This window comes from Streptomyces sp. NPDC102467 (assembly GCF_044765445.1).
Classification (GTDB): domain Bacteria; phylum Actinomycetota; class Actinomycetes; order Streptomycetales; family Streptomycetaceae; genus Streptomyces.
This window is the reverse complement of the sequence record NZ_JBIWKA010000011.1, coordinates 280,192-304,468: the sequence shown is the minus strand read 5'-3', so window position 1 is coordinate 304,468 and position 24,277 is coordinate 280,192. Positions and strand designations below refer to the sequence as shown.

Here is a 24,277-nt window from a genome sequence, read left to right as displayed (position 1 = left end):
CCGTCTCGATAAGGGTTGACAAGACGCTGCGTCTCGCTCAAAGTAGGGGACGCCAGCAACGCGAGACGATGCGTATCGTCAAGTGTTGGAAACAGGCCAGCCGGAGGAGTACGTCATGACCCGAGGTGGAGCAGGCGGCATGCTGGGCGTCGGCGGTACCCGTCGCACTCTCTCCCGCAAGGCGCTGCGCGGCGGCGGCCGGAGCGGTCAGGTGGGTGGCGGCGGCACCGATCCCGTGGCACAGAAGCGGGAGCTGTTGCGGAAGTTGCAGGAGAGGCACGGCACCGACGACATCTCGTGACCCGCTACCCGCGGGAACCACCCGTTCGGTGCACAGCCCCGAGGGCTCCTCCGACCGCACCATGGGCGCAACAGACCCTGCGGTCGTGAGGAGCCCTCATTGCGTACCTCGTATTCCGGGTGTTCCGTCGAACGGCACGCCACACCCCGGCGCTATCTGATGTGCCCACCGGCACACTTCAAGGTCACCTACTCGATCAACCCGTGGATGGATCCGGCGAAACCCGTCGACGTCCCGCTCGCCGTCGCGCAGTGGGAGGTCCTGCGCGACCGGTACCGCGCCCTCGGCCACACCGTGGAGGTGCTCGACCCGCGGCCCGCACTGCCCGACATGGTCTTCGCGGCGAACGGGGCGACCGTGGTGGACGGGCGGGTGCTCGGGGCGCGCTTCGCGTACCCGGAGCGGGAGTCGGAGGCCGCCGCCCATCTGGACTGGTTCCGTGCGCACGGGTACGCCGACGTGCATGAGCCCGTGCACGTCAACGAGGGCGAGGGCGACTTCGCCGTCACCGCGTCGTACGTGCTGGCGGGGCGCGGGTTCCGGGCCTCGCCGCTGTCGCACGGGGAGGCGCAGGAGTTCTTCGCGCGGCCGGTCATCGGGCTCGATCTGGTGAACCCGCGCTTCTACCACCTGGACACGGCGCTCGCCGTTCTGGACGACGCGGCGGACGAGGTCATGTACTACCCGGCGGCGTTCTCGGCGGGGAGCCAGGAGGTGCTGCGGCGTCTCTTCCCCGGCGCGCTGATCGCCGACGAGCCCGACGCGGTCGCCTTCGGCCTGAACTCGGTCTCCGACGGGCGGCACGTGCTGGTTCCGCAGGGCGCGGTCGGGCTCTTCGGGCCGCTCAGGGAACGGGGGTTCGTGCCGGTCGCGATGGACCTGTCGGAGCTGCTGAAGGGGGGCGGGAGCGTGAAGTGCTGCACGCTCGAACTCCGCTGAGTCCGTAGGGGCCTACGGGGTCCAGCCGTCTCCCCAGTTCGCGTCGCGGGCCGCCTTGTACGCGTCCCCGTGCTTCTTCGTCACCGTCGTCCTGGTCAGGGCGCCCTCCGGTACGCAGAGGTCCAGGAGCACCTGGCCCTTGCGGATCTGGGGGCGCCTGACCACCCGGGCCGGGACCGGGGCAGGGGGGAAGCGGGTCGCGGCCACGTAGGAGAACTTCTCGTCCTCGTACGCGAGTGAACCGCCCTTGACCTTGCGGTGCAGGGAGGAGCGGCTGACCCGGGCCGAGAAGTGGCACCAGTCCTCGCCGGGGGTGATCGGGCAGGGGCCGCTGTGCGGGCAGGGGGCCGCGATGTGGAAGCCCGCGGCGATCAGCCGGTCGCGGGCCTCGATGATCCGGGCGTAGCCGTCGGGGGTGCCGGGTTCGATGACGACGACAGCGCCGGTGGCGGCCCCGGCCGCGGCGTCGACCACGGCCGCGCGGTCGGTGTCGGTCAGTTCCTTCAGGACGTACGAGATCGTCACCAGGTCGATGGCGTCGAGGGGCCGGTGGGAGCCGATCCGCGCCCGCTCCCAGCTGACCGACTGCTTCAACCCGCCGTCCGCGGCTGCCAGTTCACGGCCGAGTGCGAGCGCCGCCTCCGACCAGTCCAGGACCGTCGTCGGGCGCTCGGCGGGCCACACCGAGCGGGCCGCCCAGACCGCCGCGCCGGTGCCGCCGCCGATGTCGAGGTGGCCGGAGGGCGTCCAGTCGGCCGGCGCCGCGGCGGCGAGCGCGCCGAGCGACGCGGCGACCGCCTCGAACGTGGCGGGCATCCGGTACGCCGCGTACGCCGCGACGTCCGCCCTGTCGCGCAGGATCGGGGTGTCGGTCGGGGTGGTGCCCCGGTAGGTCGCGATGAGCCGCTCCACGGCGCGGGCCGCCCGGGTGGGCGGGAGTCCGTCGAGGAGGCCGGCGAGGGCCGAGCGCAGGGTGTCCGCGGGCTCGGCGGTGGGCGAAGAGGGGTCGATCGGGGCGTTCACGCGGACGATCCTAGGACAGGCCCCGGCGGGCCGAGCCGTGGAGCCGTGGCCTACGAGCCCGGCGGGCCGGTGACCGCCCGGGCCAGCCGGGTCGCCGCGGCCGCCCGGGGGCCGCTGTCGGCGGGACGGCGGCGCGGGTGGACCGTGTTGGCGAGCAGCACCAGGAACGTGTCCGTCACCGGGTCGAGGACCAGGGACGTACCCGTGAACCCGCCGTGGCCCGCGGCGCCACGCCCCGCCAACTCGCCCATGAACGACGGCTGGTCGACCCGGAAGCCGAGTCCGGGCGCCGCCAGCATCAGGTCGACGAAGTCGGGGCCGAGGATGCGGGCGGTGCCGTACGAGCCGCCGTTGAGCAGGGTGCGGCAGAGCACGGCCAGGTCGTACGCCGTCGAGAAGAGGCCCGCGTGGCCCGCGACGCCGCCCAGCGCCCAGGCGTTCTCGTCGTGCACCTCGCCGCGCAGCATGCCGCGGTCGGCCTTGGCCCAGGGGCGGCGCTGGTCCTCGGTGGCGGCGGCGCCGGGCCGCGGCCCGTACGACGTGGCGCTCATGCCGAGGGGGCGGGTGATGCCCTCGCGGACGAGCACGTCGAGGGAGCGGCCGGTGAGGCGCTGCAGGAGGTGCTGGAGCAGCAGCATGTTCAGGTCGGAGTAGCGGTACTCCCCCGGCTTCGACGAAGGGGCCTCGGCGCGCAGCAGCGCGAGCCGGGTGGACAGGCCCCGGGCGTCGTACAGCGGGAGTTCGGGGCGCAGGCCCGACGTGTGGGTGAGGAGCTGGCGGACCGTGATGCCGCAGCGGGTCGCTCCGGTGAACTCGGGGAGGTAGGCGCCGACCCGCGCGTCGATGCCGAGCGTGCCGCGCTCGATCTGCTGCACCGTGGCGATCGAGGTGCAGAGCTTGGTCACCGAGGCCAGGTCGAAGGGGGTGTCGACGGTCATCGGGACGCGGGCGGCGGACGGCAGCTCGACGCCCCGGTCGGTCGCCTCGTCGTACTCCGCGTACCGCACCGCCCAGCCGCAGGCGGTCTCGGCGGCGATCACCGGGCCGCGCCCGGCGATCAGCACGGCGCCCGCGCACCAGGGGCGCGGGCCGTCGGGAAGCGCCCGCACGTCGCGGACGAGGCGGGCGATCTGTCCGGCGTCCAGGCCGGCCCGCTCGGGGGTGCCGTGCCGCAGTCGTGGGTAGCTCAGCGCTCCGTCACCTCTTTGGTCGTCTTGGCCGCGAGCTGCCAAGGGCGGCACAGTGCCATGAAGGCGACGATCGCCGCCAGGCCGCAGACGAGTTGCACCAGGGCCATCGGCACGGCCGTGTGCTCGCCCGCGATGCCGACGAGCGGCGAGGCGACCGCGCCGATCAGGAAGGACGAGGTGCCGAGCAGCGCGGACGCGGATCCTGCGGCGTGCGGGGTGCGCAGCAGCGCGAGGGCGTTGGTGTTGGGCGTCGCCAGGCCCATCGACGCCATGAGGACGAAGAGGCCCGCGGCGACGGGCACGAGCCCGAGGTCGTCCGGAGCGCCGAACACGCCCGTGGCGACGAGGAGCAGGAAGGCGGCGGCCAGCACGATCAGGGTCAGGCCGACGGTGAGGACCTTGTCGAGGCTGACGCGGCCGACGAGGACCTTGCCGTTGAGCTGGCCGACGGCGATCAGGCCGATCGAGTTGATCCCGAAGAGCAGGCTGAAGGTCTGGGGCGAGGCCCCGTAGATCTCCTGGATCACGAACGGGGAGGCGCTGATGTACGCGAACAGCGCGGCGAACGCGAAGCCGCCCGCGATCATGTACCCGGTGAAGACGCGGTCGGCGAGCAGGGACCGCATGGTGCGCAGCGCCTCCACGGTGCCGCCGGAGTGCCGCCGCTCGGGCGGGAGCGTCTCGGGGAGGAACTTGCCCACGATCGCGGTGAGCGCGATGCCGATGAAGGTGAGCACGACGAAGACGCCGCGCCAGTCCGTGACGCGCAGGATCTGCCCGCCGATGAGGGGTGCGACGATCGGGGCGACCCCGGATATCAGCATCAGGGTGGAGAAGAAGCGGGCCATCGCGACGCCGTCGTAGAGGTCGCGCACGACGGCCCGCGCGATCACGATGCCGGCCGCGCCCGCAAGGCCCTGCAGCAGGCGGAAGGCGACGAGCAGCGCGGCACTCGGCGCGAAGGCGCAGATCGCGGTGGCGACGACGTACACGAACAGGCCGATCATGAGCGGTCTGCGGCGGCCCCACTTGTCGCTCATCGGGCCGACCACGAGCTGGCCGAGCGCCATCCCGGTCAGGCACGCGGTGAGGGTGAGCTGGGCGGTGGCGGCGGAAGTATGCAGGGCGCCGGTGACCTCGGGCAGGGCCGGGAGGTACATGTCCATGGACAGCGGCGGCACCGCGGTCAGGCCGCCGAGCACCAGGGTGACGAGGGCGCCGGTGCGAACGGCCGCCCTGGGTACGGGAGTTGGGCCACCTGCCCGGATGACCCGCGCGGGCTCCACCACGCTCTTGGCGCTCCCCGTACTTCCGCTCTCCGCCATCCCGATGCCCCTCGTTCCCTTTCGCCTCTCCCGGCCGTACGTGCGATTACCTATGCTCTCAGCTCGGTGGAGTGGCCGAGACCAACGACTGAGGTGGCACGGATGGCAGCGGAACGCGTGCGGTGGGGCATTCTCGCGACGGGTGGGATCGCCGCGTCGTTCACGGCGGATCTGCTGGATCTCCCCGACGCGGAGGTGGTGGCGGTCGCCTCACGGTCCGAGACGTCGGCGAAGGGGTTCGCGGAGCGGTTCGGGATCGAGCGGGCGTACGGCGACTGGGCCTCCCTCGCCGCGGACGAGTCCATCGACGTGGTGTACGTGGCCACGCCGCACTCGGCGCACCGGGAGGCGGCCGGGCTCTGCCTGGAGGCGGGGCGCGCGGTGCTGTGCGAGAAGGCGTTCACGCTGAACTCGCGCGAGGCCGAGGAGCTGGTGACGCTCGCCCGCTCGCGTGGCCTGTTCCTCATGGAGGCCATGTGGATGTACTGCAACCCGCTGGTCCGGCGCCTCAAAGCGCTGGTCGACGATGGGGCGATCGGTGAAGTCCGCACCGTGCAGGCCGACTTCGGCCTGGCCGGCCCGTTCCCGCCCGCGCACCGGCTGCGGGACCCTGCCCAGGGGGGCGGTGCGACCCTGGACCTCGGGGTGTATCCCGTGTCGTTCGCGCAGCTGCTGCTCGGCGAGCCGTCGGAGGTGGCGGCTCGGGCGATGCTCTCCGAAGAGGGCGTGGATCTGCAGACCGCGATGCTTCTGTCCTGGGACAGCGGTGCGCAGGCGCTGCTGCACTGTGCGATCAATTCCGGTACGGGCGGGACGGCCTCCGTCAGCGGGTCTGCGGGGCGTATCGACGTGCCGTCCGGGTTCTTCCACCCCGAGCGGTTCGTCCTGCACCGGGACGGGCGGGACCCGGAGGAGTTCGTCGCGGATCCGGCCGACGGGCCCCGTGATTCACTCCGTCACGAGGCGCTTGAGGTCATGGGGCGGTTGCGGGCCGGCGACACGGAGTCTCCGCTGGTGCCGTTGGATTCTTCGCTGGGGGTCATGCGCACGCTGGACGCTGTGCGCTCCGCGGTGGGGGTTCGGTACCCCGGGGAACGGTGACGCGTCTGCCGGGTACCGGTCTCGTCGCCGGGTGCACCCCGGTGGGGCTTCTCGCGCAGTTCCCCGCGCCCTCTGAAATGCGCACTGCGTGCGCCATTTCAGAGGGCGCGAGCGTTTGCGCCCGATGGGGCTGCGGCGGAGCCGCATGCTCCAGGGGCGCGGGGAACTGCGCGACCAGCCCCCACCGGGCCGCACCCGGAGTCGTACCGGATCAGGCCGGGCGCAGGCCCTGGTCGCCCACCTCCGTGACGAAGGACGCCGCCGTAGTGATGGGCGCCCCGGGGACGGACACCGCAGAGACCGTCTTGAAGTCGGCCCGCGCCTCGGACTCGCCGAGCCCCACGGTCACGTAACCCCGGCGCCCGTTGTAGAACTTCAGGTGCGGATTGGCGCGGGTGTACGTGTCCCAGTTGGCCGGCTTCTCCGCGCCGTCCTTGCCGGAGGTGATGGACGTGGCGACGATCTCGGTGCCGAGGGTGCGCGACGCCGGGTCGGCGAAGTCGTCCTTGATGTCGAAGGCGTACCCGACGTGGACGTCTCCGGTGAGGACCATGAGGTTCTCGACGCGGGCCGCCTTGGCCCCGGCGAGCACCCGCTCGCGCGAGGCCCGGTAGCCGTCCCACGCGTCCATGGACAGCTTCGCCTGCGCGTTCAGGTCGAGCCTGCGCTCGGAGAAGGTGACCTGCTGCGGCACGACGTTCCACAGGGCGCGCGAGCGGCGCCAGCCGTCGATCAGCCAGCGCTCCTGCGTGGCGCCGGTGATGGTGCGCGCCGGGTCGTCCGACTCGGGGCCCGGCACGTGGGAGCCGTCGCCGTAGGCCTGGTCGGAGCGGTACTGGCGGGTGTCGAGGATGTCGAACTGGGCGAGCCTGCCCCAGACGAGGCGGCGGTAGAGCTGGGCGTCGGGGCCGGTCGGCAGCTGGGGGCGGCGCAGCGGCTGGTTCTCCCAGTACGCGCGGTACGCGGAGGCGCGGCGCAGCAGGAACTCGGCCGGCGGGTCGTCGTTCTCGGAGGTGTCGTCGGCGTAGTTGTTCTCGGTCTCGTGGTCGTCCCAGGTGACGACGAAGGGGTGCGCGGCGTGCGCGGCCCGCAGGTCGGGGTCGGACTTGTAGAGGGCGTAGCGCAGCCGGTAGTCCTCCAGGGTCACGGTCTCCCGGTGGAAGACGTCGGGCAGCACGCGGTCGGTGTACTTGCGGGCGCCGCCGACGGAGTCGACCGCGTACTCGTAGAGGTAGTCGCCGAGGTGGAAGACGACGTCGACGTCGTCCTCGGCCAGGTGCTTGTACGCGGTGAAGTAGCCGTCGTGGTACGCCTGGCAGGAGACGGCGGCCAGCGTCAGTTCCGAGACGCGGCGGGAGGCGGCGGGTGCGGTGCGCGTCCGGCCCGTCTCGCTGATCCAGTTCCCCGCGCGGAAGCGGTAGTAGTAGACGCGGCCCGGCGCGAGGCCGTCGACCTCGACGTGCACCGAGTGGTTGAACTCGGGGTGGGCGGCGGCGGTGCCGTGTCTGGCGATACGCCGGAAGCGCTCGTCGTGGGCGAGTTCCCAGCGCACGTCGACCCGTTGCGCGGGCAGCCCGCCGCCGGTCTCGTACGGTTTCGGAGCGAGTCGTGTCCACAGCAGCACGGACTCGGGCAACGGGTCACCGGAGGCGACGCCGAGGGTGAACGGATCAGCGGTGATCTTGCGGGCATCCAGCTCCGCGGCGGCCGCGGGGCCGGCGGTGGGTAGGTTCACACTGAAGGCTAGCGCCGCGGCGGCGCCCGCGACAGTGAGGAAGCGCCGACGGCCCAAGTGCTGGGCGGCTACGCGCAATTCGGGCGTGTGCTGCGGTACGTGTGACATGGAGCCCCTCCCCTGACGGCTGACTTCATCTGCTGCCACAGGGAATTTGAGTGGGCCGGGACGACGCCCGACTGTCACGTACACAACAGCCACATGGCGGATCGGTGATCTCCACGTGGCCGGGGCGCCCGTACGCTGCCGCGTCATGAGCGAACAGCGAGACGATCAGCGAACCGAAGAGCCGCCGACCGAAGAGACACAGACCGAAGAGACGCGAACCGCCGTGGTCACCGGTGCCGGGTCCGGTATCGGCCGGGCCGTCGCCGTGGAACTGCTGCGCACGGGCTGGCGGGTGGTTCTCGCGGGCCGCCGCACCGAGCCGCTGGAGGAGACGGCGGGGCTCACCCGGGGCGGGGACTCGTGCGCCGTCCGCACGGACGTGTCGCGCCCGGACGACGTGGCGGCCCTCTTCACCGCCGTGCGCGAGCGGTTCGGCCGGCTCGATCTGCTCTTCAACAACGCGGGGACGTTCGGGCCCGGCGGCGTGCCGGTGGAGGAGTTGGCCTACGACGCGTGGCGGCACGTCGTGGACACCAACCTCAACGGGGCGTTCCTCTGCGCGCAGGCGGCGTTCCGGCAGATGAAGGAGCAGGACCCGCAGGGCGGCCGGATCATCAACAACGGCTCCATCTCGGCGCACACGCCGCGTCCGCGCTCGATCGCGTACACGGCGACGAAGCACGCGCTGACGGGCCTGACCAAGTCGCTCTCGCTGGAGGGCCGCCCGTACCGGATCGCCTGCGGCCAGATCGACATCGGCAACGCGGCGACGGACATGACCGAGCGCATGCAGGCCGGAATCCTTCAGGCGAACGGGGAGTTGGCGCCGGAGCCGGTGATGGACGTGGCGGACGTGGCGCGCACGGTGCGGCACATGGCGGAGCTGCCGCTGGAGGCCAATGTGCAGTTCGCGACCGTCCTGGCCACCAACATGCCTTATATCGGCCGGGGTTGAGCGTGCCGGGAGCGTGTCCGCCGACGGCGTTTGCTTGAGATATAAATCTCCACAAGCGGAATATGCCCCACCGCCTCAACCGCCTCATTAGCGGACAGCGCAACCCGTATGCTCAGGCTCTCTCCACGAGAACTTCACACTTGGAGCACACCTTGCGCATACGTTCCGCGGCTCCCGCCGCACTCGCCGCGGTCGCCCTCGCCGGTTCGCTGCTCGCCGCGTCCCCGGCGTCCGCCGCCGCGCACCAGGGCGGGCTGCACCTCGGGTACATCCAGTACGACAGCCCCGGCGCGGACCGCCGCAGCAACAGCTCGCTGAACGCGGAGTGGGTGAACCTCCACAACAACAGCCGCTCCGCGATCCAGCTCAAGGGCTACAAGCTGAAGGACAACACCGGCTACACGTACACCTTCGGCAGCTACAAGATCGGCGCGGGCAAGACCGTCAAGGTCCGCACCGGCAAGGGCACGAACGCCTCCGGCGTCCGGTACTGGGGCCGTGGCCAGTACGTCTGGAACAACACGGGCGACAAGGCCCGTCTGATCAAGCCGAGCGGCACGCAGCTCGACTCCTGCTCCTGGGGCCGCGGCTCGGGCGGGATCAGCTGCCACTGAGCCACCGCGAGGGGGGACGGAGGGGGTACCCGTGCCGTAAGCACGGGTATCCCCTCCTGGCGCGCCGCGGTCTTGATTTGATGGGCCCATGACCACCGACATGACCGACGACGTGCTGCGCTACACCGCTTTTGCCACCCATCCCGACGGCGGCAACCCCGCCGGGATCGTCCTCGACGCCTCCGCTCTCGACGACGCGGACATGCTCAAGATCGCCGCAGAGCTGAACTACAGCGAGTCCGCGTTCGTGACCCCCGGCCCGGCCGGCAGCGGCGAACGGGCGTACACCGTCCGCTACTTCAGCCCCAAGGCCGAGGTTCCGTTCTGCGGCCACGCCACGGTCGCCACCGCCGTCGCCCTCGCGGAGCGCCACGGCACCGGCGACTACCTGTTCCACACCCGGGCCGGCGAGGTCCCGGTCACCGTCGACGGGTCGGGGGACGCGCTGCGCGCGACCCTCACGAGCGTCGCGCCGCACCTGGAGGACGTCACCGGCGACGATCTCACCGAGGCGCTGGCCGCGCTCGACTGGCCGGCCGCCGATCTCGATCCCGCCCTGCCTCCTCGTATCGCCTACGCGGGGGCCCGCCACCTCGTCCTGGCCGCGACCACCCGGCAGCGCCTCGCCGACCTCGCGTACGACTTCGACCGGCTCGCCGCGCTGATGCACCGCCTCGACCTGACGACGGTCCAACTGGTCTGGCGCGAGAGCGACTTCACCTTCCACGTACGTGACCCGTTCCCCGTCGGCGGTGTCGTGGAGGACGCCGCGACCGGCGCGGCGGCCGCGGCGTTCGGCGCGTACCTGCGCGAGCTCGGCCGGGTCCCGGAGGCGGCCGAGCTCACCCTGTTCCAGGGCGCCGACATGGGCCGACCGGGCGAGCTGACGGTGACACTGCGGGAGGGCGACCCGCGGGTGCGGGTGAGCGGGACCGCCGTACCGATTCCGTAGCCGCGCTGATTTCTACCCAGCGTCCTGGGCGCGGCGCAGAATGTGCTCGACCTGCGCCAACTCGGCCTCGGCCAGGGGCCCGTGAGCCAATGCGCCCGCGTTCTCCTCGGCCTGTGCCACCGTGCGGAACCCGGGGATCGGCACGGTGTGCGGGCTGCGGGCCCAGAGCCAGGCGAGCGCGCCCTGCGCCGGGGTGCGGCCGCCGCTCGTGAGCACGGAGCGCAGCGCGTCGACGCGGGCCAGCCAGTCCGGATCGGCCCCGCCGCCCGTGCCGAAACCGGGCAGCCAGGCCGGCGGGGCGCTGCGGATGTCGCCGGCGGACAGCCGCCGTCCCGCGCCGTGCCCGCCGCCCAGCAGGCCCATGGCGAGAGGGCTGCGGTTGATGCTCGCCAGGCCCAACTCCTCGCACAGGGCGAGCATGTCCGGCGCGTCCTGCAGAACGTTGCAGCGGTGCTGCACCGCCGCGCAGTGCGGGCCCTCGGCGAAGACGCGGGCCCGCTCGGGATCGTCGGTGCTCCAGGCGTAGGCGCGGACGAGCCCTTCGCGCACGAACTCCTCGCAGGTGTCGCGGAGTCGGGCGGCTCGCTCCGGATCGGCGTCGGAGATGTGCAGTTGGTAGAGGTCGATGCGGTCGGTGCCGAGGCGGGCCAGCGACGCCGTCAGGGCGCGGCGGGCGTGCTCCGGGGAGTCGTCGCTGCCGGTGCTGGTCCTGGTGCGCTCGTCGAAGACGTTGCCCCATTTGGTGGCGATGACGACGTCGTCCCGGCGCTTGCCGAGGGCGCGGCCCAGGACGCGTTCGCTGTGCCCGGTCCCGTAGGCGTCGGCCGTGTCGAAGAAGGTGACGCCCAGGTCGAGCGCGCGCCGCACGGCCCGCACCGACTCCTCGTCGTCGACCGGGCCCCAGCCGAGCGGCTGCCCGGCCGGATCCTGCCACTCCCCGCCGATGGCCCAGCATCCGAAGCCGAGCGCGCTGACCTCGATACCGCTGTCCCCTAGTGCCCGCGTAGTGATGTCCATGCCCGCGGACACTAGGAGTTGAAGTGCACACGAGGTCAACACCCTTGGTGGAAGCGGGTGTTCAGGCCTGGCCGGTCTCGAACCGGGTGACCTTGCCGCCCGCCACGTCGAACGTCCACTTGGTGCGCATCTCACCCCAGGTGTCGTTGCGGTAGCGGGCGACGAGGGAGCGGCCCTCCGCGGTCTCCTTCTCGACCTCCATGTGACCGTTCGAGTCGAAGATCTCGCGGGCCGTCCAGTCGGCGAGGTCCCGGTCGGACCCGTCGTCGGCCATGGTCGCGCCGGGCGCGAGCACGGCCCGGAAGGCTTCCTGGTCGTGCGCGTTCAGCGCCGAGACGAAGGCGCGGACGGCCGGGTCGCTGAGCTTTGCGGTCTGGATGGGCATGCGCCCAGGCTTGCACCGCGGCCGCACGCCCGCCACCCGAATGGGCCCGCGCACGAGGTGCGCGAGCCACGTCTGCCGGACGGTGGAGACATGACCTGTACCCCTTTCCGTAGCTCCCGTACCTCCTGCCTCCACCGACGCGACCTGGGCCTCCTCGTGCTGCGCGTGGGCACCGGAGGTGTCCTCGCGGCGCACGGCGCCCAGAAGCTGCTCGGCTGGTTCGGCGGGGGTGGTGTGTCCGGGACGGCCGCCGCCATGGACGCCATGGGCTATGCCCCCGCGAAGGCGAGCGCCCTCGCGGCCGGGCTCGGCGAGGCGGGCGGCGGGGCGCTCCTCGCCCTCGGCCTCGCCACTCCCCTGGGCGGCGCGGCCGCGGCCGGGACCATGGCGGGCGCGGCGGCCGTGCACGCGCCGAACGGATTCTTCGCGATGAACGGCGGCTACGAGTACCCGGCCTTCCTCGGCTTCGTCGCGGCGGGCCTCGCGGTGACCGGCGCCGGCCGCTACTCCCTCGACCACGCGCTCGGCCACGTTCTCGACCGGCACTGGATGGTGCCCGCGGCGCTCGTCGGGGCCGCGGCGGCGACCCTGGCGGTGGTCGGCTCGCGCACCAAGCGGGTGCAGGAGGCGGACACCGGCGAGTAGCCCCCGGCGGCCGGGTCATAGGCTCGGCTCCTGTGACTACGTGCGATGACGACGAGCTGTGGACGACCATCGACCGGCTGCGCGCCTGGCTGGACTCGAGCCGACAGGGATCTGCCCAAGAGGACCTCCTTCTGCGGATGTTGAAGCTGTCGGAGGAGGTGGGCGAGGTGGCGCAGGCGGTCATAGGCGCCGTCGGCCACAACCCCCGCAAGGGGTTCAGCCACACCTGGCAGGACGTCGAGTCGGAGCTGTGCGACGTGGTCGTCACGGCTCTGGTCGCGCTCGGCACACTGACCCCGGACGTGCGCGGGGCGCTGTCCGCGCACGTGACGAAGGTGGCGGAGCGCTCGCTCGGGGGCTGAACCGGAATCCAGCTGCACCATTCGCGTACATCCGCACACCGAGCCGCACCGCCGCTGGAGAAGGTCTGATGCCCGAGCACGAGAAGCCCGTCGTCGCGCCGCACGACCCCGCGTGGGCTGCCCAGGGAGCCGCGCTCTGCGCTCAACTCGGAGCCGCAATAGGCCCCTTGGCACTGTACGTCGAACACATCGGGTCGACGTCCGTGCCGGGCATGGCCGCCAAGGCCATCTACGACGTGCAGGTGAGCGTCGCCGATCTGGACGACGCCGCGGCCGCGTTCGAGGCGCCGCTGGCCGCGCTGGGATTCGTCCGGGCGCCGTACCTGCGCGACCACGTCCCCGCCGGGCGCGAGGGCGACGAGGATCCCGCCGACTGGGCCAAGCGCTACTGGTCGCGGCGCACCGAGGACGCGACGCCGGTCAACCTCCATGTGCGCAGGGCCGGTTCACCGAACGAGCGGCTCGCTCTGCTGTTCCGCGACTGGCTGCGCGCCACGCCGGAAGCGGTTCCCGCGTACGGCCGCTTCAAGTACGTCCTCGCCCAGGCCGTCGCGGACACGGGCACGTACGCGGACGTGAAGGACCCGGTCGTCGACGTCATCGGCGTCGTCGCCGAGCAGTGGGCCGCGCGGACGGGCTGGCGCCCGCACCTCTGACGCCCCTCCCCGCGCCCCTGCCACCACCCTTGCGAGCGCCCTACAGGTGAACGACTACCATCGCCGCCATGACAGACAGGCGCCGAACCACCGAACTCCCCCGCTTGGGCGTGGCCATCGTCACCATGGGCAACCGCCCCGACGACGTGAACGCGCTGCTGGAGTCGGTGGCCAAGCAGGACGCGCCACCGGCCCGCGTCGTCATGATCGGCAACGGCACACCGCTGCCCGCGTTCACCGGCCTGCCCTTCGAGGTCACCAACGTCGAACTCGACGACAACCTCGGCTGCCCCGGCGGCCGGAACGTGGCGCTGGCCCGGCTGCGCGCGTTCGGTGACGTGGACGTGGCGGTCGAGCTCGACGACGACGGTCTGCTCGTCGACGCCGACGTCTTCTCCACGATCCAGAACCTGTACGCGTCCGATCCGGGCCTGGGCATCGTCGGTTTCCGCATCGCCGACGAGCTCGGCGAGACGCAGCGCCGCCACGTGCCGCGGCTGCGCGCGAAGGACCCGATGCGGCGCGGCCTGGTGACCGCGTTCCTCGGCGGCGGCCACGCCTTCTCGATGGACATGCTGGCCGAGACCGGCGACTGGCCCGCCGACTTCTTCTTCACGCACGAGGAGACGGACCTCGCCTGGCGCGCGCTCGACGCCGGCTGGAAGGTCCTCTACGAACCGTCGCTGCTGCTCCAGCACCCGAAGACGTCCCCGGCGCGGCACGCGGTCTACTACCGGATGACCGCCCGCAACCGCGTCTGGCTGGCCCGCCGCCGCCTCCCGGTCCCGCTGATCCCGCTGTACCTGGGGACCTGGACGCTGCTGACCCTGCTGCGCACCCGCTCGTACGGCGGCCTGCGCGCCTGGGCGGGCGGCTTCATGGAGGGCCTGCGCGCCCCGGCCGGTGAACGGCGCCCCATGCGCTGGCGCACCGTGTGGCGCATGACGCGGCTCGGCCGCCCGCCACTGATCTGACGGACGGCCGGAACCAGGGGCGGGGACAGACATTCAGCCTTCCTGCGGGCGCCGCCTGCGCACGGCGAACACGGTGCCCGCGCCCGCGGCGACGACCAGCGCGGCGGCAGCGGCGAGCGGGCCCGCCGGGACGTCGGCGTCGGTCGAGACGAGGGAGCCGGTGCCGCCGGTGGTCGAGCCGGTGCCGGTGGAACCGGTGGTGCCCGCGGCGCCCGAACTGCCGCCGGACGTACCGCCTTCGGAGCCGCCGCCCGAGGGGAGCGTGGCGGTCTCGTCGAGGGAGACGGCCACGGCCACCGGGTCGAGCGCGCCACCGGCCTGATAGAACCCGCCGAACGCCTTGGCGCCGTCGGCGGTGAGGGTGGCCGCGGCGTCGTCGAGCTCGACGACGTCGTTCTTCGCGGTCAGGTCACCGGAGCCGCCCTTGAGGGTGGCCACGGTCAGATCGGCGTACGTCGTGACCTTGCCGCTCTCCTGGTCCTTGCTGGACACGTCGGCGACGAGCGTGCCGCTGCTCCCCTTCGCCGTCACGTGCAGATCGCTGAAGTGCAGGTCGAGGGCGAAGGTCCCGCCCTCCTCGTGACCGAGGAAGCGGACCTTGCCCGCGAACTTCGCGTCGAGGAACTTGGCGTCGGCGTCGTAGCTGCCGCTCGCGTCGCCGAAGCGGTACACGGAGCCGTTCTTCGCGGCGCCGCCGGTCAGTTCGACCTTGCCCTTCGCGATGGGGCCCGTGATGTACGTACGGAAGGACTCCTTGACGCCCCAGTCCAGGTTGCCGTCGGCGATCTCGCCGGTGGCGGCCTGCCCGGACGGTGCGGCGGCAGGCTTCGGCGTCGTCGAGGCGGTGGCGGTCGGCTCACCGGTGGGGGTCGCGGTCGGCTTCTCCGTGCCGGGCGGGGTGGCGGGCGTCGTCGACGGGTCCGGGTCCGGCGACGAGGTGGCGGCGGTCACCGCCAGCGTCGCCGGGTCGAGGGCGGTGCCCGCCGCGTACATGCCGTTGAACGCCTTGGCACCGTCGGCGGTCAGCGTCGTCGGGATGTCCTTGAAGGTCATCGCGCCGCCCGCGCCCTGCCCCGGCCGCACGGCGGACAGGTCGAGCGTGGCGAACTCGATGTCGTCCTGCACGGTGCCGTTGAGGGAGACGTCGGCGTCGATGTGCCCGGTCGTGCCCGAGGTGACGACCTGCACGTCACTGATCCTGATGTCGAACCCGTGGGCCGCGGAGGCGAACCGGACGGCGCCCTTGAAGGCGGTGTCGGTGCCGTAGGGTCGCCGTGTCGTACGTTCCTGTGCCGCCGGTGAAGGTGAACGCGCCGTTGTCCGCGGCCTGCGTCGCCCCGTCGGTCGCCTCGATCGACTCGGCGGCGACCCCCGTGACGTACTTCCGGAACGACTCCTTCACACCCCAGTCGAGCGTGCCGTTCTTCAGCTCGATGGCGGGAGCCTGCTCGGCGGCTAACGCGGGCAGAGCGACGGCTCCCGCCCCGAGCGCGACGGCGGTGGCGGCGGCGAGGGCTATGGAGTGTCTGACGAGGGACATGTTCTCTCCTGCAGCATTGTTAGGGGGCGGCGCCCCTTTAGGGGCGCGAGGAACTGCGCGAGCAACCACGAGAAGGCGGCACCCGGCAACGAAACGCACAAGGGCAGACGCCTAGCCGTCGGCCGGACCCCGCTTACGCATGCGAACGACAACGAGAACGACTCCGGCGACAAGCACGACGCCCCCGCCGGCGATCCCGGCGACCGCGCTCCCCGGGAGTCCTGAACCACCGTTCTGGGCAACGGAGTTGGTCGAACCCGCGCTCGGGCTCGGCGACGCCGAACGATCGGACCCCGAGCTGCCGAGATCCGGCAGAGCGGGCAACACCGCATCCGCGTCGAGGGCGACCGCCAAGGACACCGGATCCATCGCGGCCCCCTTCTGATACATGCCGCCGAACGCAGTAGCACCCGCGGCGGTCAGCACGGCCGGTGCCTCCTCGACCCGCACGAGACCGTCCTTCGCGGCGAGGGACTTCACGGTGAAGGTGACGAGCGCGGTGCCCTTCGTGGTCTTCTTGCCGCTGGTCACATCGGTGCGCAGCGTGCCCTTGCCGTCGGCGACGGCCGGATGCGCGAGCGTCAGGTCGAGCCCGTGCTCGCCGGTAAACCGCACGGATCCGGCGAACTCACCGTCCAGGGTCTGCTTCTTCTCGTCGTACGAGCCCTCGCCCTCGGGGAAGCGGAACAGCGCGCCGCCGTCCTGCGCCCCGTCGCCGAGTTTCCATTCGCCCTGGGCGATGTCCCCGGTGACGTACTCGCGGAAGGTGCGGCGCACACCCCAGTCGACGGCGCCGTCCCGGAGCTTCCCGGAATCCTTCTCAGCGGCCTCGGTCTTCTTCCGGGCCTTCTTCGAAGCGGACTCCGACGGCTTCGCGGTCACCTGCTGCGGCGCGACGTCCGCGGACAGGCTCACCGGGTCGAGCGCGGTCCCGGCCGTGTAGTACCCGGCGAAGGACGTGGCGCCCTGCGAAGTGAGGGGTGGCGGGAAGGTTGTTGAGCGTGACAGCGTTTCCGTCGCCCTTCATGGTGATCCCGCCGAGGGCGAGCGTGGCGAAGGGCACCTGGCGGGACGACGTGACCGCCCCTGTGCCCTTCGCCCTGCTCACGACATCGACGTACAACGTCCCGCTGCCGCCCGCGATGCGGACGGTGGGACGGCTGATGGTCATGTCGAGTTCGTCGGTGCCGTCGCTCTTCTTGTGCCCGACGAAGTGCACGCCGCCGGAGAAGGAGGAGGTGAAGGCTCCCGTCGAGCCGTCGTACGTGCCAGTCGCCGAGTGGAAGCGGAACTGGCTCGCGCCCACGGTCGCCGCGCCGCCCGTCAGGGAGTAACTCCCCTTGGCGATGGGCCCGGTGATGTAGCTCTGGAACGACGATTTCACGCCCCAGTCCAGTCGGCCGCCCTGTACGGCGCGGGCCGCGGCGTGCGCGCCGGCGACCGGGAGCAGGTGCTCCGAGCAGCGCGGTGAACAGGGCGACGGCGAGGACTCGTATCCGGGCGCGTCGGGGCATGGGGGTTCCTCCGGTGTGCGTCACCAGACCCTGACGACTTAGGTAAGGCTAACCTAAACCACGATCGCCTCTGTCAACAGCCCCTCCCACCACGACAGGACGGTGTCCGCGTGCCGACGCCAGCCGCCCCCTCACGCACCCCCCGACGGACGGGCGCGCTGATCTCCGTATGCGCACTGGCCCTCGCGCTGATCGCCACCGCCTGCGGAGGCGGCGGCACCACGACGGCCACCACGAGCGCCGGAGCCAAGGCCGGAGCGAAGGCGGCCGCGACGGCGAACCGTCTCGAACCGCTCACCCCGGTCCCCCACCCGAAGCTGCCGACCACGGTCACCTCGGCGGACGGCCACAAGGTGACGGTGCGCAAGGCCGACCGGATCGTGCCGCTCTCCGGCAGCCTCAGCGAGATCGTGTTCACGCTCGGGCTCGGCAAGGAGGTGGTCGCCCGCGACATCACGGCCACGTTCGACCAGGCGAAGAAGCTGCCGGTCGTCACCCGCAACCACGACGTGTCCGCGGAGAGCGTGCTCTCGCTCGAGCCGGACCTGGTGCTCGCCGAGCGGACGACCGGGCCCGACGAGGCGATGCAGCAGATACGCGACGCGGGAATCCCCGTGGTCGTACTGGACCCGGCCCAGGGCCTCGACGACGTGGGCACCCGCATCCAGGCGGTCGCGGAGACGCTCGGAGTCCCCGCCGCCGGGCGGGAGTTGACGCGGCGCAGCGAACAGCGGATCGCCGCCGTGCAGAAGAAGATCCCCCGTGCGGCGAAGTCGACAAAGGGGGCGAAGCCGCGCGTCGCCTTCCTCTACGTGCGCGGCTCGGCCTCCGTCTATCTCATCGGCGGCGCGAAGTCCGGCGCCACGTCGCTGCTCGCGGCCGCGGGAGCGATCGACGCGGGCGCGGCGTCCGGCCTGAGGAGCGACTTCCGGGCCATCACCAGCGAGGCACTCGCCAAGGCCGCGCCCGACGCGATCCTCGTCATGACGAAGGGCCTCGACTCCGTCTGCGGCATCGAAGGACTGGTGAAGATCCCCGGCGTGGCCGAGACACCGGCGGGCGTCGACCGCCGGGTCGTCTCCGTCGAGGACGGCGTGCTGCTCAACTACGGGCCGCGCACCGACCAGGTGCTGCGGTCGATCGTGGACCAGCTCTACGGCAAGGGCGGTGCGTGACGTGACGGCGACCGCGACCCCGCCCACGACCTCCCCGCACCAGGCTCCTGCCCGTCAACCGCACAGCAGATACTGGCTGTTGACGGTGCTCCTCGCCGCGGCGCTCATCCTACTGGCGCTGCTCTCGGCGGGCGTCGGCGCGTACGACATCGCGCCGGGCGACGTGCTCTCCTCGGTCCAACACCGCATCGGTCTCGGCGGGTCGGCGCTCGACCGGGTCGGCGAATCGGTCCTGTGGAACGTGCGCCTGCCCCGTGTCGTCCTCGCCCTCCTCGTCGGCGCCTCGCTGGGCTGCGCGGGCGCGCTGATGCAGGGCGTCTTCGGCAACCCCCTTGCCGAGCCGAGTGTCATCGGCATCTCGTCCGGCGCGGCGGTCGGCGCGGTCGCCTGCATCGCGCTCGGCCTCGATTTCTTCGGTACGTGGACGATCACGGTCTGTGCGTTCGTCTCGGGCCTCGCGACGGTGCTGATCGTCTACGCCATGTCCCGCTCGGGCGGCCGCACGGAGGTCGTCACCCTGATCCTCACGGGCATCGCCGTGAACGCCCTCGCGGGCGCCCTGATCGGCCTGTTCCTCTCCTACGCCGACACGGCCGCCGTCAACCAGATCACGTTCTGGCAGCTCGGCTCGCTGGCGCAGGCGACCTGGCCGAAGGTGCTCGCGGTGCTGCCCTGCGCGGCGCTCGGCCTCCTGCTCGCCCCCTTCCACTCCCGCAAGTTGGACCTCCTCTCCCTCGGCGAACGCCCGGCCCGCCACCTGGGCGTGGACGTCGAAAGACTCCGGGTCACCCTCATCCTCGTCATCGCGCTCCTCACGGCGGCGGCGGTGGCGGTCTCCGGGGTGATCGGCTTCGTGGGCCTGGTGATCCCGCACCTGCTGCGGATGCTCGCGGGTCCAGGACACCGTTTCCTCGTCCCCGGCAGCGCGCTCGGCGGCGCGGTCGTCCTGGTAGGGGCCGACCTGGCCGCCCGTACGGTCGCGGCGCCCGCCGAACTCCCCATCGGCATCCTGACCGCCCTGACCGGCAGCCCGTTCTTCTTCTGGCTGCTGCGCCGCACCCGCCGCAAGCAAGGAGGCTGGGCATGACGCCGTCCTGGACGACCCGCATACGACGGCCGAGGGCGCTGCCGCCTCGCCACAACCCCGGCGACACGATCGCCGAGGCCCGCGCCCTGCACGTGAACCTGGGCTCCCGCGAGGTCCTGTCCGGCGTCGACCTGACGGTCCACGCGGGCGAGGTGCTGGCACTGGTCGGCCCCAACGGGGCAGGGAAATCAATCCTGTTGGCAGCGATCGCGGCGGACCTGCCGCCTGCCGCCGGTGAAGTGCACATCGGCGACCGCCCGGCCGCATCCTGGGCCGCGCCCGAACTGGCCCTGCGCCGAGCCCTGTTGCCCCTGTCGGCGGCTCTCTCGTTCCCCTTCACGGTGGAGGAAGTGGTCCGCATGGGCCGGGCCCCCTGGGCGGGCACTCCGTACGAGGACCAGGACGACGCGGCGGTCGCGGCGGCGCTACGGGCGACGGAGACGGAACGCTTCGCGGGCCGCCCCTTCTCGGCACTCTCCGGCGGCGAACGCGCCCGGGTGGCACTGGCCCGCATCCTGGCCCAGTCGACCCGGCTCCTGCTTCTCGACGAGCCGACGGCGGCCCTGGACCTGCGCCACCAGGAACTGGTCCTGCGCCTCTGCCGGGAACGGGCCGCGGCCGGTGACGCAGTCGTCGTCGTCCTGCACGACCTGGGCCTGGCCGCGGCCCACGCGGACCGCACGGCGATCCTCCACGCCGGCCGCGTCACGGCGGACGGCCCCCGGCCGAGGTCTTCGAGGCGGCGCTGCTCAGCGAGGTCTACCAGCACCCGGTCGAGGTACTGGCGCATCCGGGGTCGGGAGCGCCGCTGGTGGTACCGGTCCGCACTTGAGGAACCCCTGAGGCCGACCGGAGACCGGCCGCAGCTCGCCGGGAAATGAAAGGGGCAGACGAGTCGGGCTGTACGCCGGAGAGCATGCCCACGACTCAATGACCCGAGGAAACGTACAGAAAAGGCCTGCGGTCCGGAGGGGGCTTCGTCGCGATTGGAATCAAACGGCCCATTCGAAACACATCGAAGATGCCGGATAGCTGGCGTCCGTCCGAAGGGGCCAGCGGCTTTTCCGACTCAGCCGCCGTAATTAAAGAGCGCCGTCTCACCGAGCACCGAGCGGGCGCTCTCGAAGTCGGCCAAACGGGCCGCCACCGTGGCCTCAGCGATCCGTTCCGGGAGGGCGGCGGAGAATTTCAGGCCGCGTACGGCCCGGGGGTCCACTTCGGGCAGAACGAGGATCCCGCCGACGTCCTTACGAGCTGCAAGCCAGTCTGTCGGGCCAATATTCTCTCGCAGGCGCAGCCAGCTGTCGGTGGGTCGTTGCAGCGGGTCGGTGACCGACTGGAGGGTGGCCGCCAGAGTGGCGTTGGCGCGGTAACCCGCCCAGGTCCACCAACGAACGTCGGAGCCGACGCGCGTAATCAGCGTACCGTCCGGGTGCGCGGTGTCGGGTGCGTCAGTTTCGCGCTGTTCGGTCAGGCAGGCCTCCGCACGCCGAGTGAGGGAGACCGGCGGGGCCGCGCCCAGCAGCACCTCGCGCATGGCACGCGTCAGGGCGAACGACAGTCCGGCGACACCGCCGTTCATCCACTTGGCGATCCCTCCGCCGTCGGCCGGCTGGACGAAGACGCGTTTACGCAGCCAGTCGATGTACGTGACCTGCCAGCTGCGTCCGCCGAGCAGCAACCTCCTGGGGCCAGGGCGTACCTCCGTGAGCACGCTCGGGTCGGTGCGGCCGATCTCCGTGCGTCCGGACAGGACGGTGAACTGCGGGGGTGCGGTAAAGGAGGCGGTGAGTTCGATGAAGTGCTTTTTGCCGAAGCGGCGTTCCGCCTCCGGGCCGACGAAGAGCATCCCGCCGTCGCTTTCGAGGAAGCCCTCCTCGGTGAGGAAGCGCAGGATGGGGGCGGCCGACTTGTCGAACGGGGCGAGACCGTTCCACTGCCGGTCCCACAACTGGTCGCCGAGTTTGTGCTGTTGCAGGGTGACGGCCAGCAGTTGCTGGGCCACCAGGTGACGCGGTTCTGGCGGGGGGACGACCGGTTCCACCCAGCCCCGCGACCACAGCAGCAACAAACCCGCCGCCTGCAGCAGTGAGTCCTTGCGGGTGGTGAGGAACAGACAGTTCCGTACCGTCCCGGACCGCCGCCCTGTGCGTCCGATGCGTTGCAGGAACGAGGCTACGGAGGCCGGTGAGTCGATCTGGATGACGCGGTCCAGGTCGCCGACGTCGATGCCGAGTTCGAGGGTTGACGTGGAGACGATGACGCAATCGCGTGCATCGGCGAACGCCTGCTCGGAACGGGTGCGTTCATCGATAGAGAGCGAGGCGTGGGACAGGAAGACCGTCACCTCGCGCGCGCGGAGCGCCGCGCCCAACTCCTCCACCTGGCGGCGCGAGTCGCAGAACACGAGCCGCTTCTCGCCCTTGTGCAGTGCCGCGATGAGTTTGGCCGCGTTGTCGAGGGAGCCGACGTAGTCGAGTTCCACTTCGCCCGCAGGCCTGCTGGACGGCTCGGCACTGGCTCTGTCGCCGTGTCCGCTGCCGTCGGTGGTCGGCAGGTGCACTCCAGGGGCGACCACCTGACCGGTGCGGCTGCCGACGCCCGCACCTTGCAGCCAGCGCAGCAACTCGGCCGGGTTGCCGACGGTCGCCGAGAGCCCGACGCGCTGGATGGGCCGTCCGGTGACCCGCTCCAACCGTTCGAGCACGGCGAGCAGGTGCCAACCCCGGTCGTCCCCTGCGAACGCGTGCACTTCGTCGATGACGACGGCCCGCACACTCCCCAACAGGCGGACGTGGTCGGTCTTGACGCCGATCAGCATCGCTTCGAGCGACTCGGGCGTGGTCAGCAGGATGTCCGGCGCCTCGGCCCGGATGCGCTGCCGTTGCGATTCCTTGGTGTCGCCGTGCCAGAGCGCGGCCCGTCGCCCCAGCCACTGGGCGTACGTGTCGACGCGGCCGACCAGATTGTTGAGGAGCGCCTTGAGCGGACACAGGTACAGCACGGATGTGCCGGTCCACTTCTGCTCGGTCATCGCCGACAGAAGGGGGAAGCAGGACGCCTCGGTCTTGCCTCCTGCCGTCGGAGCCAGCAGTACGGCGTCCTGCCCCTGCATGAGCGGCGTGATCGCTTCCCGCTGCAGGGGGCGCAGATCGGGCCAGCCGAGGGTGTTGACGATGTGGTGGAGGACGACGGGGTCGAGTCGGTCCAGTACGTCGACGTCCTTGTCACCCGGGTCCTTCCCGGCCGGGAGTCCCGCTTCCTCCATCACAGCTCCAGGTCGATGTCATCGGCCGACGCGGAGCCCCCAGAAACCGTGGCGGCCAGGTTCCGCTCGACGTCGGTGAGTTCGCCGCCAGCGACGGTGAGCCGGTAGTGCTGCCGAGGGTCGAAGTCGTCGAACTGGTCCACGCGGTCGAGCACGTCCCCGACGAGTTTCTTCAGGAACAGCCGGGGGGCCACCCCGACCTTCCCGCCCAACGCCCCGCCGACGGCCACCGCGAGGTCGGCGACATAGGCGTCGTCGACGACCTTCCGCACACGCTCGGGCATTTCTGCCGCATCGGCATACAGGTCACGGATGGTGAGGCCGAGTCCGAGCAAGGACTCCTGGTTGAAGCCGGGAAGCCTGATCTGTACGGCGCGAGGGTTGTCGAAGCGCGGGTCGGTGGTGAAGTCGGTGGCCAGCCGCTGAGCGAGCGGGGCCAGCCGCTGCACGCCCTGCTGACCGTCGTAGAAGGCCGGGGTGCCCGTGATGACCAGATAGAGACCGGGGAAGCGGCCCGAGTGCACCTCGTCGATGAGCTGCCGCAGCGCGTTGAGTGCCTTGTCGCGGGCGTCCGACCGGACGCGCTGCAGCGTCTCCACCTCGTCGAGGACGACGAACAACCCGGTGTGCCCGGAGTCGCGCAGCACGGTGAGGAGCCCCTGCAGGAACCCGAGCGCACCAAAGTGGTCGAGGTCGCCGCGTACCCCGGCGGCCCGGCGGGCGGAGGCCGCGACGTGCGGCTGGCCACCGAGCCACGCCAGGACGGCCGCAGCGGTCGCCTCGTCGCCATCCGCAAGGGCGGCACGGTAGCCGCGCAGAGCGGTGGCGAACGACGGAGCATGCCGGGAGACCTCGGCGAGCCGTGCGACGAGCAGCTTCTCCACCTCGCTCGGAAGCTCCTCCTCGGTCGCGCCGGCCGCGAGAGCGTCCTCCTCCAGGGCGTAGAACCAGGCGTCGACCACGGGCCGCAGGGCGCTGGGCGGGAAACTGGAGGTGGTGAGCCGTTCGGTGAGCCGCCGGTAGACCGTCTCAAGTCGGTGCAGCGGGGTCTCGTTCTCCGAGACCTGGATCTCGGCCACGGCGAAGTTACGGCGCTTGGCCCGCTCCCCCAGCCAGCGGGTGAAGAACGTCTTGCCGGACCCGTACTCACCCCGCACGGCCTTGAACACGGAGCCGCCGGACGCCACGGCGTCCAGTTCCGCGTCCAGGGCCGTTTCGAACCGGCCGAGTCCGGTGGCCAGCAGGTCGAGTCCGCTGTCGGGTACGGCACCGCGCCGCAGCGCGTCGATGACGATACGGCGGCGGGCGGCGCTCACCTGTGCGGGGCGCTGGGATCCGGTGGTGCTCACAGCAACCAGTCTTCCATTTCCACGGGCACGCTCGTACTTTGTTGAATCGATTGACGGTCACC

The 24,277-nt window shown here is 71.6% G+C and carries 20 protein-coding genes and 3 pseudogenes; 13 read left to right on the top strand and 10 right to left on the bottom strand.

Annotated elements, in window-relative coordinates; translation table 11 throughout:
* Positions 1-115 precede the first annotated feature (115 nt).
* Entirely contained in the window at positions 116-301 is a 186-nt protein-coding gene (locus ACIREE_RS24475; protein WP_404155851.1) for a DUF6243 family protein, read from the top strand.
* 99 nt (positions 302-400) lie between these two features.
* Positions 401-1,240 carry a dimethylargininase gene (ddaH, locus tag ACIREE_RS24470; protein ID WP_404155849.1) on the top strand — a complete coding sequence of 280 codons (840 nt, stop codon included), beginning with the start codon at positions 401-403 and terminating at the stop codon, positions 1,238-1,240.
* Positions 1,241-1,252: 12 nt separating this feature from the next.
* Here the strand turns inward: ddaH and ACIREE_RS24465 are convergent, their stop codons facing one another.
* From ACIREE_RS24465 to ACIREE_RS24455, 3 genes are read right to left on the bottom strand one after another with little or no spacing between them, the layout of a single operon-like run.
* On the bottom strand, positions 1,253-2,263 hold the full coding sequence (locus ACIREE_RS24465; protein ID WP_404155847.1) for a small ribosomal subunit Rsm22 family protein: 1,011 nt from the start codon (positions 2,261-2,263) through the stop codon (positions 1,253-1,255).
* Between the two features lie 50 nt (positions 2,264-2,313).
* Positions 2,314-3,495, bottom strand: a complete 1,182-nt coding sequence (locus ACIREE_RS24460; protein WP_404155844.1) for a serine hydrolase domain-containing protein — start codon at positions 3,493-3,495, stop codon at positions 2,314-2,316.
* Positions 3,450-4,778, bottom strand: coding sequence for a multidrug effflux MFS transporter (locus tag ACIREE_RS24455; protein WP_404155841.1), 1,329 nt, complete (start codon positions 4,776-4,778; stop codon positions 3,450-3,452). Before ACIREE_RS24455 ends, ACIREE_RS24460 begins: the two co-directional genes overlap by 46 nt.
* Before the next feature lie 102 nt (positions 4,779-4,880).
* On the opposite strand from ACIREE_RS24455, the gene ACIREE_RS24450 reads away from it, so the two are divergent.
* Entirely contained in the window at positions 4,881-5,879 is a 999-nt protein-coding gene (locus ACIREE_RS24450; protein ID WP_404155838.1) for a Gfo/Idh/MocA family protein, read from the top strand.
* A gap of 211 nt (positions 5,880-6,090) precedes the next feature.
* Here the strand turns inward: ACIREE_RS24450 and ACIREE_RS24445 are convergent, their stop codons facing one another.
* Entirely contained in the window at positions 6,091-7,722 is a 1,632-nt protein-coding gene (locus ACIREE_RS24445) for an alkaline phosphatase D family protein (RefSeq protein ID WP_404155835.1), read from the bottom strand.
* Between the two features lie 145 nt (positions 7,723-7,867).
* On the opposite strand from ACIREE_RS24445, the gene ACIREE_RS24440 reads away from it, so the two are divergent.
* The 3 genes from ACIREE_RS24440 to ACIREE_RS24430 all read left to right on the top strand — a co-directional run bounded on the left by ACIREE_RS24440 (position 7,868) and on the right by ACIREE_RS24430 (position 10,243).
* Entirely contained in the window at positions 7,868-8,677 is an 810-nt protein-coding gene (locus tag ACIREE_RS24440) for an SDR family oxidoreductase (RefSeq protein ID WP_404155832.1), read from the top strand.
* A 152-nt stretch (positions 8,678-8,829) separates the two neighbouring features.
* The gene (locus ACIREE_RS24435; RefSeq protein WP_404155829.1) at positions 8,830-9,291 is read left to right on the top strand and encodes a lamin tail domain-containing protein; all 462 of its coding nucleotides are present in this window, start codon (positions 8,830-8,832) and stop codon (positions 9,289-9,291) included.
* 88 nt (positions 9,292-9,379) lie between these two features.
* Entirely contained in the window at positions 9,380-10,243 is an 864-nt protein-coding gene (locus ACIREE_RS24430) for a PhzF family phenazine biosynthesis protein (RefSeq protein WP_404155826.1), read from the top strand.
* Positions 10,244-10,255: 12 nt separating this feature from the next.
* Here ACIREE_RS24430 and ACIREE_RS24425 read toward each other — a convergent pair whose 3' ends face one another.
* Together ACIREE_RS24425 and ACIREE_RS24420 are read right to left on the bottom strand one after the other, a co-directional pair.
* Entirely contained in the window at positions 10,256-11,260 is a 1,005-nt protein-coding gene (locus tag ACIREE_RS24425; RefSeq protein ID WP_404155823.1) for an aldo/keto reductase, read from the bottom strand.
* A gap of 61 nt (positions 11,261-11,321) precedes the next feature.
* Positions 11,322-11,645, bottom strand: a complete 324-nt coding sequence (locus ACIREE_RS24420; protein ID WP_363191331.1) for a nuclear transport factor 2 family protein — start codon at positions 11,643-11,645, stop codon at positions 11,322-11,324.
* A 90-nt stretch (positions 11,646-11,735) separates the two neighbouring features.
* Here ACIREE_RS24420 and ACIREE_RS24415 point away from each other — a divergent pair, with 90 nt between their 5' ends.
* The 4 genes from ACIREE_RS24415 (at position 11,736) to ACIREE_RS24400 (ending at position 14,282) form a co-directional block, all read left to right on the top strand.
* The gene (locus tag ACIREE_RS24415; protein WP_404155819.1) at positions 11,736-12,290 is read left to right on the top strand and encodes a DoxX family protein; all 555 of its coding nucleotides are present in this window, start codon (positions 11,736-11,738) and stop codon (positions 12,288-12,290) included.
* Positions 12,291-12,322: 32 nt separating this feature from the next.
* Complete coding sequence (locus ACIREE_RS24410; RefSeq protein WP_404155816.1) at positions 12,323-12,652, top strand: MazG-like family protein; 330 nt, start codon at positions 12,323-12,325, stop codon at positions 12,650-12,652.
* 68 nt (positions 12,653-12,720) lie between these two features.
* The gene (locus tag ACIREE_RS24405) at positions 12,721-13,308 is read left to right on the top strand and encodes a GrpB family protein (protein WP_404155813.1); all 588 of its coding nucleotides are present in this window, start codon (positions 12,721-12,723) and stop codon (positions 13,306-13,308) included.
* Positions 13,309-13,376: 68 nt separating this feature from the next.
* A complete protein-coding gene (locus ACIREE_RS24400; RefSeq protein WP_404155810.1) occupies positions 13,377-14,282 on the top strand; it encodes a glycosyltransferase family 2 protein in 906 nt (301 codons plus the stop codon).
* Between the two features lie 33 nt (positions 14,283-14,315).
* Here the strand turns inward: ACIREE_RS24400 and ACIREE_RS24395 are convergent.
* Together ACIREE_RS24395 and ACIREE_RS24390 are read right to left on the bottom strand one after the other, a co-directional pair.
* A pseudogene (locus tag ACIREE_RS24395) lies at positions 14,316-15,822 on the bottom strand (HtaA domain-containing protein).
* A 111-nt stretch (positions 15,823-15,933) separates the two neighbouring features.
* Positions 15,934-17,336: pseudogene (locus ACIREE_RS24390) on the bottom strand (HtaA domain-containing protein).
* A gap of 110 nt (positions 17,337-17,446) precedes the next feature.
* Between ACIREE_RS24390 and ACIREE_RS24385 the strand changes: the two are divergent.
* The 3 genes and pseudogenes from ACIREE_RS24385 to ACIREE_RS24375 all read left to right on the top strand — a co-directional run bounded on the left by ACIREE_RS24385 (position 17,447) and on the right by ACIREE_RS24375 (position 20,430).
* Positions 17,447-18,511: a hemin ABC transporter substrate-binding protein gene (locus tag ACIREE_RS24385; RefSeq protein WP_404155807.1), complete on the top strand. Its 1,065-nt coding sequence runs from the start codon at positions 17,447-17,449 to the stop codon at positions 18,509-18,511.
* A 76-nt stretch (positions 18,512-18,587) separates the two neighbouring features.
* The gene (locus ACIREE_RS24380) at positions 18,588-19,598 is read left to right on the top strand and encodes a FecCD family ABC transporter permease (RefSeq protein ID WP_404156080.1); all 1,011 of its coding nucleotides are present in this window, start codon (positions 18,588-18,590) and stop codon (positions 19,596-19,598) included.
* A pseudogene (locus ACIREE_RS24375) lies at positions 19,595-20,430 on the top strand (heme ABC transporter ATP-binding protein). Before ACIREE_RS24380 ends, ACIREE_RS24375 begins: the two are co-directional and overlap by 4 nt.
* Before the next feature lie 237 nt (positions 20,431-20,667).
* Here the strand turns inward: ACIREE_RS24375 and ACIREE_RS24370 are convergent.
* Positions 20,668-22,866 carry a DEAD/DEAH box helicase gene (locus tag ACIREE_RS24370; protein ID WP_404155804.1) on the bottom strand — a complete coding sequence of 733 codons (2,199 nt, stop codon included), beginning with the start codon at positions 22,864-22,866 and terminating at the stop codon, positions 20,668-20,670.
* Positions 22,866-24,215 carry a BREX system ATP-binding protein BrxD gene (gene brxD, locus ACIREE_RS24365; RefSeq protein WP_404155801.1) on the bottom strand — a complete coding sequence of 450 codons (1,350 nt, stop codon included), beginning with the start codon at positions 24,213-24,215 and terminating at the stop codon, positions 22,866-22,868. The genes ACIREE_RS24370 and brxD overlap by 1 nt, the downstream gene beginning before the upstream one ends.
* Positions 24,216-24,277 lie beyond the last annotated feature (62 nt).